Origin of the sequence: Pseudoalteromonas sp. SG41-1, assembly GCF_014164575.1 — a bacterium.
GTDB classification, from domain to species: Bacteria; Pseudomonadota; Gammaproteobacteria; order Enterobacterales; family Alteromonadaceae; genus Pseudoalteromonas; species Pseudoalteromonas rhizosphaerae.
The window spans coordinates 1-12,445 of sequence record NZ_JACJFL010000047.1 but is presented as its reverse complement, the minus strand read 5'-3'; the positions used below and the strand labels follow the sequence as shown (position 1 = coordinate 12,445).

15 protein-coding genes are annotated in these 12,445 nt (G+C 30.3%); 4 read left to right on the top strand and 11 right to left on the bottom strand.

Annotated elements, in window-relative coordinates; translation table 11 throughout:
- Positions 1-58 precede the first annotated feature (58 nt).
- Positions 59-898 carry a hypothetical protein gene (locus H5203_RS18820; protein ID WP_182820109.1) on the bottom strand — a complete coding sequence of 280 codons (840 nt, stop codon included), beginning with the start codon at positions 896-898 and terminating at the stop codon, positions 59-61.
- Between the two features lie 251 nt (positions 899-1,149).
- Between H5203_RS18820 and H5203_RS18815 the strand changes: the two genes are divergently transcribed.
- Positions 1,150-1,554, top strand: a complete 405-nt coding sequence (locus tag H5203_RS18815; RefSeq protein WP_182820108.1) for a hypothetical protein — start codon at positions 1,150-1,152, stop codon at positions 1,552-1,554.
- Positions 1,555-1,563: 9 nt separating this feature from the next.
- The gene (locus tag H5203_RS18810; RefSeq protein ID WP_182820107.1) at positions 1,564-2,298 is read left to right on the top strand and encodes an N-6 DNA methylase; all 735 of its coding nucleotides are present in this window, start codon (positions 1,564-1,566) and stop codon (positions 2,296-2,298) included.
- 39 nt (positions 2,299-2,337) lie between these two features.
- Here H5203_RS18810 and H5203_RS18805 read toward each other — a convergent pair whose 3' ends face one another.
- Positions 2,338-2,832 (bottom strand): hypothetical protein, encoded by a 495-nt coding sequence (locus H5203_RS18805; RefSeq protein WP_182820106.1) that lies wholly within the window; start codon positions 2,830-2,832, stop codon positions 2,338-2,340.
- A gap of 22 nt (positions 2,833-2,854) precedes the next feature.
- Positions 2,855-4,558 carry a hypothetical protein gene (locus H5203_RS18800; RefSeq protein ID WP_182820105.1) on the bottom strand — a complete coding sequence of 568 codons (1,704 nt, stop codon included), beginning with the start codon at positions 4,556-4,558 and terminating at the stop codon, positions 2,855-2,857.
- Between the two features lie 309 nt (positions 4,559-4,867).
- On the opposite strand from H5203_RS18800, the gene H5203_RS18795 reads away from it, so the two are divergent.
- Positions 4,868-6,271 carry a hypothetical protein gene (locus H5203_RS18795; protein ID WP_182820104.1) on the top strand — a complete coding sequence of 468 codons (1,404 nt, stop codon included), beginning with the start codon at positions 4,868-4,870 and terminating at the stop codon, positions 6,269-6,271.
- Between the two features lie 20 nt (positions 6,272-6,291).
- Here the strand turns inward: H5203_RS18795 and H5203_RS18790 are convergent, their stop codons facing one another.
- Together H5203_RS18790 and H5203_RS18785 are read right to left on the bottom strand one after the other, a co-directional pair.
- Entirely contained in the window at positions 6,292-8,079 is a 1,788-nt protein-coding gene (locus tag H5203_RS18790) for a GspE/PulE family protein (protein ID WP_182820103.1), read from the bottom strand.
- Positions 8,080-8,081: 2 nt separating this feature from the next.
- Positions 8,082-8,651, bottom strand: a complete 570-nt coding sequence (locus H5203_RS18785; RefSeq protein WP_182820102.1) for a hypothetical protein — start codon at positions 8,649-8,651, stop codon at positions 8,082-8,084.
- Positions 8,652-8,824: 173 nt separating this feature from the next.
- Between H5203_RS18785 and H5203_RS18780 the strand changes: the two genes are divergently transcribed.
- Positions 8,825-9,676 (top strand): hypothetical protein, encoded by an 852-nt coding sequence (locus H5203_RS18780; RefSeq protein WP_182820101.1) that lies wholly within the window; start codon positions 8,825-8,827, stop codon positions 9,674-9,676.
- On the opposite strand, the gene H5203_RS18775 is transcribed toward H5203_RS18780, so the two are convergent.
- The 6 genes from H5203_RS18775 to H5203_RS18750 all read right to left on the bottom strand — a co-directional run bounded on the left by H5203_RS18775 (position 9,677) and on the right by H5203_RS18750 (position 12,359).
- Positions 9,677-10,021 carry a hypothetical protein gene (locus H5203_RS18775; protein ID WP_182820100.1) on the bottom strand — a complete coding sequence of 115 codons (345 nt, stop codon included), beginning with the start codon at positions 10,019-10,021 and terminating at the stop codon, positions 9,677-9,679.
- Positions 10,018-10,203 carry a hypothetical protein gene (locus H5203_RS18770; RefSeq protein ID WP_182820099.1) on the bottom strand — a complete coding sequence of 62 codons (186 nt, stop codon included), beginning with the start codon at positions 10,201-10,203 and terminating at the stop codon, positions 10,018-10,020. The genes H5203_RS18775 and H5203_RS18770 overlap by 4 nt, the downstream gene beginning before the upstream one ends.
- A gap of 2 nt (positions 10,204-10,205) precedes the next feature.
- Complete coding sequence (locus H5203_RS18765) at positions 10,206-11,378, bottom strand: hypothetical protein (RefSeq protein ID WP_182820098.1); 1,173 nt, start codon at positions 11,376-11,378, stop codon at positions 10,206-10,208.
- Positions 11,362-11,766 (bottom strand): hypothetical protein, encoded by a 405-nt coding sequence (locus tag H5203_RS18760; protein WP_182820097.1) that lies wholly within the window; start codon positions 11,764-11,766, stop codon positions 11,362-11,364. Before H5203_RS18760 ends, H5203_RS18765 begins: the two co-directional genes overlap by 17 nt.
- 31 nt (positions 11,767-11,797) lie before the next feature.
- A complete protein-coding gene (locus H5203_RS18755) occupies positions 11,798-12,067 on the bottom strand; it encodes a hypothetical protein (protein ID WP_182820096.1) in 270 nt (89 codons plus the stop codon).
- Positions 12,068-12,134: 67 nt separating this feature from the next.
- Positions 12,135-12,359, bottom strand: a complete 225-nt coding sequence (locus tag H5203_RS18750) for a hypothetical protein (protein WP_182820095.1) — start codon at positions 12,357-12,359, stop codon at positions 12,135-12,137.
- Between the last annotated feature and the right edge of the window lie 86 nt (positions 12,360-12,445).

Below are 12,445 nucleotides of genomic sequence, written 5' to 3'. Positions count from 1 at the left end.
TGCCCTCACTAAAAAAACATCAGCATAGTTTCATGTTTTTCTATAGTCAAAGGGAAATTTAAATATTTCTTTCTGCTTCTTCAACATCTTTTAAGATCGTGTCCTGATCTATATCTTGAATATAAGATAATAGCTTAAGCTTTTTATCGTCTATCTCTTCAACACATAGTGTTTGATATGTGAAGGAATAGATCACTTTCTTATAATCTTTTTCGCTTAACTCTATGCTGTATATTGACGATAAGTAATCAATTATCTTTATTAAGTAATCATATTCACTGGTATACAGTAGACGTTGAGACATGAGTAAATGATAGATAAAGTAGATTGAATTATTATTAGTTTTTGAAAACCATCTATCTTCACCTTCTCTCGGATGAATGTAGTTTATAATTAATCTTTCAGCTAAATCACTTCTTCCTTTTATAAATAAAATATCAAGTAATGTAGGTGTATATAAATTTTTGTCCTTATCATTCATAATCATTGCGTTATCGGGTGAATTATCAACAAGTGCTTCATAACTTACTGTCGTAGAAAAACATATTTCTTGATAAATAACAGGGAATATTTCATAAAACTTGTCGATATTGACTAATGTATAACTGTTAACAGGTGCGCCTAATGATTTTATGACGCTGAAATAGCGAAAGAAATGTGGATCTCTGTGTTTTTGCCATTGCTTTAAACCTAACTCAATAGCGTTTATGTCAAAAATTGAAGGATCGTTTATCGACATATAATCAAATAAGGCTGCTTCAATATTGTTGCTGTATAGGTTGTCTTTAAAACTTTCTGTATAAAGTAGTTGGGTAGTATCTAAACACTCCATTCTTGTTATCTCCTTGTGTATAGATACATCCATAGCATGAGATATTTTTAATTCAATACTTGACATATAAAAAAGCCACTAAAAATTAATTTAGTGGCTAGGGAGCGCCGTAAAGGACTTTATAACAAGGATGTGCGAATTGATTAAAAAAATATAAAGGGAAACAATAATCAACTGCGAGAATTAATATATAATAATTATATTCTTTAGTCAACACGTATAATAAAAATAAATTGACTATTTATATTATTTATATATAATAAACATATATTTTATTTTAAAGGTAGAAATATAAAAACAAATATAGGAGAACAACAATGAATGAAAAAGACTTAAAACTTCATAGCGATAGCTATATTTTAGACTTTTCAAAAAAAGATCATTTAGAGCATGCCATATATTATTGGTACAACGAAAAATGGTTTAAGCATTTAAAGAAATACACACAACAAAACCTTAACAACGCCCCTGATTTATTTATACCAGAAAACATATTAGAGTTTATTGCTATACAAGGCTCACCTTCACAACAATTTAGTATCTTTTCTCGTATCAGTAATGCTTTTCATAACAATGATAAACAATCACTGTATCACCTCTTCTCTTGCGGCAATTTAGTTAGTGCTTTCAAGAAGTGCCATGAGCGTACTTACAATCGTATTTTACAGAAACACCCTGCGATTGATTGCCTTGCCATTAAACGCTCAGTAGCAGCGTATTAAGGGGGTTGTATGTTATCAAGAGAGTTAATTAACAAGCCTTTAAGCGAATACACGGATCAAGAATACAAAAGCGCAATGAAAGATATGCGCGAAATGAAAGAGTGTTGCCCTAAAAAGGGAATGATTAAGTTGATAAAGCATCAAGCCGATCAATTCAATCTTCGTGGATTTCAAATGTTTGAAAAAATGATAGACCTAACATTTTGCTATCTTACTCGTAGACCTTTCAAAGAAGGCGATCAAGTGTACTCATACACCCTTCAATGGTTTACTTATTTCCTTGAAAAGTTAATCGTTGAGCGCAAAAACACTGACGTTTTAGGTGAGATAATGACGGAATTTTCATTCTTTGATAAGTCGTTTCAAGGGCAATGTATGACACCACCAGATTTATCTAAAATGGTTAATGAGTTATTGAATGCTAATAGGGAATGGAAAGAAGAAAATTTAATTTCCGATTTCTGCTGTGGTACTGGCTCTATGCTCTTGCCTAAACTTGGTATGCCAAAGGAAGATCATTTGATTATCTTAATAAATGATAGAGATAAGGACATGACTAAGGCTTGTTTCATTCAACTATGGCTTAACGCGCAATTTGCCTTTCTTGAAAAGCGCTTCAAGCAAATAACAATATTTGGCTATGTGTCGGACGCTTTAATTGAATACTCACAAGGTGGTTGTAAGCGTTTGGTGGGTGCGACCATTAGCGATAATGGTATACAAATAGATAATTTTAATCATTAAAAAAGGCGCTTATTGCGCCTTATCTTCAACATACTCCCCTTAAATATCAGTCATATTCTCTTTATCACTATCAACATGTTTCTCAATAACCTTGATATTATTTTCAGGTGCTTCATAGACTACATAGATAATGTAAGGAGTTGTATCAGTACAAAACTTCATTCTGTTGTTAATATAAAAACCTTTAACCGTATCACCTTCAATCAAGTCAATAGAGTTCTTTTTAGACCAGCGTGAATAACGAGGTATAACTTGAAAATCAGCTTCACCCTCTTTTTGTTGGTGAATGGTATCAAGATCCATTTGGTACTTACCATAGTACGTGTAGTCCACTTTACAAAACTCCTTACCAAAACAAATATTGTTATATTCGTCTTCTGTAATAGTGTAAGCGCCATACTTATCAAAAGGTAAGTGAAACAACGTATCTGGTGTGTCCTTGATTTGGTGATCTTTGGTATAGATAGCACATTCTTTTGACTGTGCTGTTGTTATAGTGGCTAATGCTAATAATGTTGTTAGTAGTTTTTTCATATTTTTTCTCCCTATTTTTTCTCTAATTTTGTCTTTCGTAAAAACTTGCTTTAATTGCCCATGTTCCTTCTTGAATGTTGTATTCAACCTGTTTTATTTGAATACTTGGCTCATTCATAAGTCGCATTACAGAAAGCATTGATACAAAATTTTCCGACAAATCTTTTACTGACATAACTTCAAAATCATATTCTCTTACAAATTCAGCATATATTTCTTTATCAACAAATTTTTTACCCTTTTTATCACTATTTTCTTTCACAAATCTTTTCCAATCAGGGTAAGTTCTTGATAGTTTTGGTAACGACCAATTATATAAATAATCTTGTTGTTTTAATAAGATATATTGCGAAGTTGAGTTGTCTGTAAACTCATTATTGATTTTGATAGGTTCAGCTTGTGTTTTAGCTAAACTTAAAATATCACTGTATTTAAGTTGAAGACGCAGAACTTCAATATCAATAAGTTTCTTAATCTTGTCTTGCTCTTTACTACCTAGTAACTCTAACTTTGTTAATTTATTACTATCTTCAATCAACGAATAAATATTATTCTTATAGTTAGCAACAATTTCAGCTTGCTTTGCAACTTCGATATCTCTTAATGAAGCAAAGTCAGTGTATTGAGAATATTTTAATAACTGTTTTTTTTTACTTTCTATATCAAAGTTAGCTTGGAATATATAAAAATCTCCTTTATCACTCCCAAAGCCTAATGGTTGAATATCTATACCGATATTCTCTTCAATCACTTCCAGTGTATTAATAACGTCTTGATATGTTCCTGTGCTTTCTGGTAAGCGTTGAAATATAAAATAGAACATAGTTTCATTTGGCTGATTACCTTCACTTTTGAATATAATTTTTGACAGTTTCCAGTCATATATAAAGAAAGGAAGATCAAACAACGCAGTAAGGTTGTCGTGTATCTCTTTTGTTGAATATAGGTTAGAGTAGTACTCTCTTAAAAACTCTTTCTTACCCTGTTCTACTACGTCTTTTTTGGTTTTACCTGTACGCTTCTCTTCACTCTTGTAGTTTTTTAACTCTCCTTCAATCTTCATTAATGGTGATAAAACAACCTTTTTTTTAATATCTCGGTGAGTATCATCATCGTTATTACTATACCAGTAAAAGATAAACCCTAAAAAACAAATACAGATTAAACAACCCAAAAGATAACCCAATAATAATGGTTGTCTAACAGGTTGAAGTTGATAATCTTCATTGCCTTCAAAATAATCGAAATAGTTACTATCTATATAAGTATCAATTGATAAGTTAATGGTTAGATTTTTATCAAACGCCACAATCTTTTTGCTTATTACAGATGTACTTTCTTTAACTTTTTCTAACAGTAAGGTGAAATCATCAAAAATTAAGTCTTCTTCAATTGAATGACGGTCAATGATAGAACAAAACCACCACTTATCTTTTAGTCCTGTTCTTGTTTTTTCCTGATATTCATAAATAAATATCGCGTTTTCAAGGGTTTCACTAAGACACTTAGCACCGACAATAGTGTTGCCTACATTATTCTTAACAAATGCATAGTTAATTGATTGATTTTGTAATTTTGTGTGTGTGAAATAATTATTAGACTCCGCTTCTTTTTTAATATCTTTTATTACAAATGATTTTATTTTTGTTTTAACATTTAACTTTTCTTCCCAAGATAAGCCGATAATTATTTCGCAACCTTTACCTATACTTATTTTTTTAGCCAAAGCATTATCTCCCCGTAAATATCTAATAATACTGTTGTAACATCAACAAATAATTAATCAATATTTTATATGAAAAAAATATAACTTTTTTCATTATATAATTGACAAAATGAAAAATAACAATATATTAAAAGTAGGAAGATGACGCAATTTCTCCTAGCTTACTTTTTCATCTTCCAAAAGAAAGGAAATCATCAGTTTTAATGCTCTCTTTGTACTGATGTTTTTCTTTTTTTTACATTACCTACTTGATTTTTTATAATTTATGATATTTTGAATAATGGAGACATTATAATAAGGAAAAGTATCATGGAAGAAAAAAGATCCATTAAAGATATAGAAACTACATTAAAAAACTGCAGCATTAACCACGATAAAATATTCAATTCAAAAGTTATTAAAAAAATCATTGATGAACATTATGAAAATGTATATAGAAGTTTTGATTATGAGTTGCATGTATCAAACTTAGATTTAGACAATGAAATACATATTATTTACGGCCAGTATTTTTTAGACAAAATAAACATCTATGAAATGTTTACTATCATTATTAATGGGAGTAATAGTAGTAAAGTGATAAGAACTTATGAATTATTAGTTAAAGAGATTGTGGAATTTAGTAATTTCATTCTTAGAAACTTAAACTTTGATTTCAATTTAGACGAAATAGATTTTATATTTGACGGTGAATTATTAGAAGACAAACCTGATGAACAAGCGTCAAAAGAGATACCTGATAGTTTTACTGATTTGGTTATGTTTTGTATTCAACAGCAAGATTTTGAAGACTTTACGGCTAACTTTGGTAGATTGTTTAGTGGTTTTATTCTGTATGATGCTGGTTGTCCTAATGTTAAAAAGCTTTTTTCATTGTTTGATATGGACTGTGAACCTGTACTTATAGGTATTGAGACTGTTGCTTATAACTTTGATTTAATAAATGGTGTCATTCAATGTGATACTACTGATACATACTTGCTACCATCTCATGATTTCAATGAGATTAAACCCTTCTTGCTCTATACCTTATTGCTTAACAGTATTAGATATAGCGATAAGAGCCACGTAGTAGCTCAATGTAAAGAGTTAACATTAATTAAGAGCAATTCCATAGGTATCACAAAACCATTATTTAATGAGATTGTGGGCTATCATAAAGCTTTAAACTTGTTTCCTAAAAACACACTTAGTCATGGTTATGATATTTACAGCTTTAACTTTGATTTTTGGCAACAAAAAGATCGTATCAATAAAAATGTAGCTCACTTTTTTTCTGTTGTTCGCTTTGATACTTCTGATCTATTGGTTAAGGAATTTATCAAAAAATCATTAAGATATACAGGGTATTTAGTCGATGTGGGTAATCAAATGTGCTTCTCTACGGCTATGAAAGAGATTTACTTTGAAGATAACGATGAAATAATTAATGATAAACATATTTTTGAAAGTATGTTGTATTACTTCATACACCATGCCTTTTTGAATGATAATTCCTTGTTTAATGAACGTACTACTGTAAGTGGTTATGCATTACCTGATAAATACTTGAAATATAATGACTTTCTTACATTGCGCACTGTGTTGATTGATAAAATAATGGTAACTGATATGCTCTTTAATGATTATCAAGAGCAAGAAGAACACGAAAAAATGAAGGAGGAAGCTAACAAAAATATCTTCGTAAAACTTATAAATAGTATAAAAAAATAAGGCTTGGTTAGCCTTATTTCTTATTCTTCACTTCCTATTAAACTCAATTCAGCTTCAAGGTCAAACGGGTCTACAAGCCCTTCGAGCATACGTTCCTCAGCGTCTTTCTGTACTGTTATACCATTTAACTTTTCTCTCCAGTATTTCATTGCTTCAAGTTTCTTATCTTTACTCAACAACAAATACATTTCTATATCAGGTCTAACCGTTTCAGCAACTACCGTTCTACCTACAATACCACTTCGACAATGCTTACAACCTTTACCCTTAAATCTTATTTTATCTAAATTATCAGGGTACTTAGCTTTTAATCTTTCAAGTAATTCATTATTGATTTCTTCATTGTTAAGGCTACGGTGTAGTCGTATGATTTCGTCTGCTTGGTAAGCTTTTAGTAGCTTTCTTTTAATTAATTCGTCAAGCAAGGTTTCATTATCATGATCATTCTTTGATTTAATTTCCATAACAATTTCAGGATCAACCTCATAGGTTGTATATCTATCATTTAAGATATATTCATAGTTAATACGTGTAGGTATTACGCCATCCTCTATTTTCGTAGAGCAATGTTCGCATAGAACAGGTAATAACTTTTGATAGATTAATCCTGATATAAAGTTAGGTGAAGAAAGTACTTGCTGTGATACACCTAAGTCAATCAAACGATCTAAAATACCAAATGCTGATGCTGCGTGAATGGTAGTTAATACCTTATGTCCTGTCTGTGCTGCTTCAACCGTTACTTTTGCGGTTAACCCATCTCGTATCTCACCTATCATCATTAGATTAGGGTCAGATCGCATTGCTTGTCGAATAGCTGACGCAAATTCTGTTCTACCCTCGTCTTTTGAATTTTCTCTGTTTACTGGTACTTGTGTTGCGTTTGGTATGTAGTACTCAGGTGGATCTTCAATGGTGATTGCTTTTATATTACCTTGGCTATCACGTATGTATTTAATAATTAAGTTTTTAAGAGTGGTTGATTTACCCGAACCTGTTGTACCTGCTATAACAGTTAAGCCGACACTTTTACCTAACATAAATTTTATGTTGCTGGTGTCGCTTTTTGAATAACCTAAGTCTTTTAGCTCTTGATAACTACCGTCAGCTTGGTATGGTAATAGACGTAGTACCATGTCAAAACCATTAGGTGAAGCGTGTAATACCGATATTCTTACCCTTACTCTTTTGCCGTTAATCTCTCTATCAAACAAACCATTCAGGTTGCTTTTTTCGTCAAATGTCTTACCACTTTCACCGCCTTTCGCTGGAAAGACTTGATAGAAGATACGTGCCATTTTACTTGCTTCATGTCCGTACATATAATCGTAAGTCATCAACAAACCGTTAACACGATAACGAATTTTTGCTTTAGCATTGTCTTCACGCTTCTCAATATGTATATCGGATGCGTTAAGCCTTAATGCTTTTTCAATGATCTCTTCTGCCTTCTTAATCTCATTTGTTGAAGTTTCTGTAATAACGTCTTGTGTCGTTTTACGTTTCCACTCTTCTCTTATTTCATTGATTAAAAATGCGTTTGTAGTCTTGGCTATTTGAAGTGTTAGGTGGTTGTTATTACAGAATTTATTGATACGTGATAATGCCATTGCGTTACTGTTATCACCTTTACAATATGTAATAACAAATAATAATTCGTTGCTTTCAATGTAAGCACCTTTTTCATAACGCAATATTAATAAATGTTCTTTACTATAACTACCTAACTCTAATTTTTTATCAGTGTAAAGAGTCCATTCATTACTTTTGATATCATCAACACTCGATATAGATATAATTTTACTCATAATTACACCTCACCTTTATTTATTTTTGACAAATGTGTCTCAAAATTAGAAGGTAAAATGTCTTTGAAGATTGTTTTATTCCAGTAAGCAATATCACTTTCAAAAAAAGATCTATCAGGTAGCCATCGTAGATAACCTATATTTTTATCAATATTAGTATTACCCTTGCTTAGATATTCAATAAAATAATCAACATCAGAAGCACCTTTTGAAAATAATTTATCAGTCTGTAAACTTCTTCTTTCTAACTCTTTATAGACAATTTCGAAGGTATCTATAATCTCATTATGTTCTATATCATCACTAACAACTGTATCTTTTAGCTTCCAGTAAATACGTTGTATATCAAAAATTTCTTGCTGTGATATCTCATAGCATAAGATTATTTTTCCTTTGTTTGGTGTGAATAATAGGTCAATATTTTGTGTGTAAAAGCATAAATTACAACAGTGTTTATCGTTGTAATACTTCTCATGCCCTACTGTATCTATGCCGCAATGATCGCAAACACCTTGTTTTTTTTCTGGTTGTGTTAAGTCATATTTGTTTAATTGTAGTAATAAGTTTCCCATGTAATCTCCCTTTATATTGTACTCCTTCTAAATAACATATTATAAATATATATTTATTCAATATACTATTAATAAAAAACCATTATATATTGCGTTTTTTAATTTCAGCTAATTAGGCTATTGTTATACAAAAAATATATTAGATAATGGAAACAACAGAAAAAGAGAGATATATGAATAATTACACATTTTATAAAAGCAATGAAATGAATAATTTTAAATATGGCAACTTTGTTGTTATTGAAACTGTATTGAAAGGTAAGGTTAGTGATTTCGAACAATCATATATATTTGCGACTAAGATTTTTGATACAAAAAACAAAACAGATATAACCTCACACTTCAATAAGTATCTCCCTTCCGATGTATTCCTAAACAATCAAGTTTGCTTCAATACCGATACTGATAAAGATAAATCAACACTGGTAAAAGAGATTAAGATTAACGAATTTGACGAAAAGAAAATGAGGGCAAGAGATGAATTAAGCGATTACATTTTATCGCATAGTGTTCTCAGTAGTATTAAGAATATTGTCAAAAAACAGTTGATGGTAAACTGGCGCTCATACTTAAAAACGTTCTTTCAGGACAACCAAATCACAATACATAAGATGAAAAATATTGTGTTAAGCTTCATTGAAGGTGTGTCATATCACAACGCTAAAACACTTGATTTTGCTCGATACATAAACACAATGGAAGATCTAAAAGTTGAGTTAGGACGTTCTATTACAAGTAAACATATTAAAAGTTCACTTCCTAACTTGTATATAAGTGAGAGTGAATACAAAGAGTTGCCTGACGCTTTCTATAAGGAATTTGCTAACGTAATTGTAGAAGTATGCTTGAAAAGTCCTGATATAAGTAATGAGATTATCAAAACCTTAATCGGTGAATTGAGTACATTTAGTGATGGTGATATTGATAATCTTAGAAACCTGCTTGTAGATACTGACTATCACAAAACAGGTTCGAGTTCTCAAAAATTGAAGAAGAAAAAGACAACGAGCAAGTTAACTCGTTAATCATTTTTCTTGTAATGTAAGGTTGAATACTGTTTTTATCTGGTCGGGGTTATACTCTTCTTTATCAGCACTGATTGAAGTATCACATAACCTGCCTATTGTATTAATACCTTTCTTTTTATATTCATTGTTCTTGTTATCATAGCTTTCAACAAAGTTATTTATCACTTTGTCAGTCATTTGAAAACCTATTTCAAAGAGCATATCATTCATATCAGTTTGAGAAAAAAACATTTTAGCTTGCGTAAATTCCTTATCGCTGGTGTTTATTTTCTCATTGAATACTTCTCTATCAATATACTTTACAGGCACATGTGATGTGCCATTGGGTGTATAAATATTCATTTACCTAAGTCCTCCCTAACGTTCTTTAAACACTCCACTAATTCATCTCTTGTAGCGATAAGCTTTGGGTGTGGGCTAACCTTTATTAAATTATTTAATCGTTCTATCTCGATTTCCATCTCTTTTTCTTTCTCTTCGTATATCGCTTTAATACGCATTATTGTTTGTCTATATCTTTCCATGTCTACACTCCCTGTAATGGTTGATTGTTATTATTTTGGCTGTTGTACTTGTATCTAAGAGTTAAAATACGTTTCTCGATTGCTAATCTTTTTTCCTTAATCTCTAACTCTTCTGCGTGGTACTTATTCTTTATACTTTCTAAATTGATAAGTTCATAGTGATCTACTAATGTAGCGTCCTGTCGCTCGATAGGCTCTACTATTTTCTCAACATCAACCTTTTCCTTCGCTGTATTAACAGTTTTTGGTTTCATTTCATCATCTTTTATTATATTTTTTTGAAGCTTTTTACCAAAAGCTTCTTTGTCAGTTAGCTCACAAAGTTTTACACCACTTATATATAAAGCCTGCTCTAACATTTCACGTTTATTAAATTTGTTCAGCATATAAAGCACACACTCTTTAACAGTTTTCTTATAGGCTCTATTTAATTCTATGGTTAAGTTTACCGTTGGGTCGCTCATAGACTGGAAATTGATTGTTTTGTTCTTACAGTCAAATACAATATCAACATCATCATTGTCGGAAGATAATAATGTATCGATCCAGTGTTCCGCTTCGTACTTGGTAAGAAATTCAGTAAAGTACTTATTGAAGTTATGTGGTGAGTAGATCAACTTCATAATTTTAATATTTATGCTTACATTATTGTCAACGATTGACTTGATAAGCTCTTGCTTACGTACTTTTCCAAATCTGTATGTTGATAGTTTGTCCTCTTCACTTGTTGCGACAAACTCACTTATTGAAATCTTTTTTTCTTCAAATGCAATGTAGATACAATCTAAAAAATCACTCTTCTTCAATGCCATTAACATAAGTAAAGTCATTAAGGCTTCTTTAACATATTCAGTAGATACTTTATTTAAAGCGACTGATATATCACTGTTTCCTTGCTGTAAGTTCTTAAACTCAACATGTCCAGCCTTATCAGGTGTAGTGGAGAAACTAAACTCAACATTATTCATATAACGTTGAATAGTTTCGTGAACGTAAACGCTTTGCGGTATCTTAGTCTTGTTATAATCACCTAAAACTTCTTTAAGCTTTTTAGCGATACCATTAAACATTTCACTATCAGTTTCACAACCAAACTTAGTCCATGAGAATGAAATTTTAACTGGTTTATTTTTTATCTGGTGCTTTATCGCTCCTATATTATTTAGATTTAACATGTTTTTTCTCCCTTTTGTTTTGCTCTTTTGTTTCTATTATAAATATATTTCCAAATACCATTACCACACTTTTAGCTTCGCTTACTCTATGATTTTTTATATACTTTATATTTGCATTGAATGCGGCTTTTACTGTTCTTGTGTTTGAATAAGGTGAATTAAGTGATACATAAACAACAAATTTATGCTTTGTTAATGTGTCATAAATTTTTATATTACGCTTTTTACCGTAGTAAATGAGTTGACACTTATCAATATTATGATTTTCTTTTAACATTAGATCTTCACACATTTTTACTTTATGTTTTCTTACTTGGTAATAAGCTATCAAGACACTAAAAATAAATATAAAAGTAAAAAATACATATGTGCTTATGGTATCATCCATGATTTTTAACTCCTTATATTACCAATACTACTTAGTTGTAGAATTGATTAACCTCTATAATTTTTTTATCTTGTTCTTCCACAATTTCTTTTAATACTCTTGCTTCTTCACAATCGCCTAACTCTTCTATAAACTTGTCAATCTCTTGTCTTTTATCAAAAACAACCTTTAATGTTTCATCATTTCTGTTATCTATAGATGTAAGTTTATTGTGTAAATCGTTTATAGTTCGCTTTAATTTTTTGACTACGTAAATGTCTGTAAACAATAATGCGATACCTGCTATTATAAAAAATGTCATACCTTTTCTCCCCAATATGTTTTTATTTCTTTATCAAATTCATAGTAGATAGATAAACAAACTATTATTATTCATTACTTATCTCTAAAAAATCTGGTAGTGTTATGTACTCACTTTCATCTTTTTTACCGTGTAATTCTTCTTTTATTTCTTTAATATCTTTTTGAATTTGTTCTAAGATTTGATCGTCTTGTTCTTTTCTTTTTATAATATCTTCTTGACGCTTCATTATTTTATCTATATTTTTTGAGATGTATTTTATAATTTCTTCATCTGGCATGTTATATTTCATGTTGTGTTCCCCTACATTAATCTTTAATGACTTTAAGTTATTACAAGTTTAAACAATGTCAATAGAATATATATAAAAAATATATA

Bases quoted from the DNA above. Each gene is read 5' to 3' on its own strand.
- H5203_RS18820 (WP_182820109.1), bottom strand. From the start codon at position 898: ATGTCAAGTATTGAATTAAAAATATCTCATGCTATGGATGTATCTATA.
- H5203_RS18815 (WP_182820108.1), top strand. From the start codon at position 1,150: ATGAATGAAAAAGACTTAAAACTTCATAGCGATAGCTATATTTTAGAC.
- H5203_RS18810 (WP_182820107.1), top strand. From the start codon at position 1,564: ATGTTATCAAGAGAGTTAATTAACAAGCCTTTAAGCGAATACACGGAT.
- H5203_RS18805 (WP_182820106.1), bottom strand. From the start codon at position 2,832: ATGAAAAAACTACTAACAACATTATTAGCATTAGCCACTATAACAACA.
- H5203_RS18795 (WP_182820104.1), top strand. From the start codon at position 4,868: ATGGAAGAAAAAAGATCCATTAAAGATATAGAAACTACATTAAAAAAC.
- H5203_RS18790 (WP_182820103.1), bottom strand. From the start codon at position 8,079: ATGAGTAAAATTATATCTATATCGAGTGTTGATGATATCAAAAGTAAT.
- H5203_RS18785 (WP_182820102.1), bottom strand. From the start codon at position 8,651: ATGGGAAACTTATTACTACAATTAAACAAATATGACTTAACACAACCA.
- H5203_RS18780 (WP_182820101.1), top strand. From the start codon at position 8,825: ATGAATAATTACACATTTTATAAAAGCAATGAAATGAATAATTTTAAA.
- H5203_RS18775 (WP_182820100.1), bottom strand. From the start codon at position 10,021: ATGAATATTTATACACCCAATGGCACATCACATGTGCCTGTAAAGTAT.
- H5203_RS18770 (WP_182820099.1), bottom strand. From the start codon at position 10,203: ATGGAAAGATATAGACAAACAATAATGCGTATTAAAGCGATATACGAA.
- H5203_RS18765 (WP_182820098.1), bottom strand. From the start codon at position 11,378: ATGTTAAATCTAAATAATATAGGAGCGATAAAGCACCAGATAAAAAAT.
- H5203_RS18760 (WP_182820097.1), bottom strand. From the start codon at position 11,766: ATGGATGATACCATAAGCACATATGTATTTTTTACTTTTATATTTATT.
- H5203_RS18755 (WP_182820096.1), bottom strand. From the start codon at position 12,067: ATGACATTTTTTATAATAGCAGGTATCGCATTATTGTTTACAGACATT.
- H5203_RS18750 (WP_182820095.1), bottom strand. From the start codon at position 12,359: ATGAAATATAACATGCCAGATGAAGAAATTATAAAATACATCTCAAAA.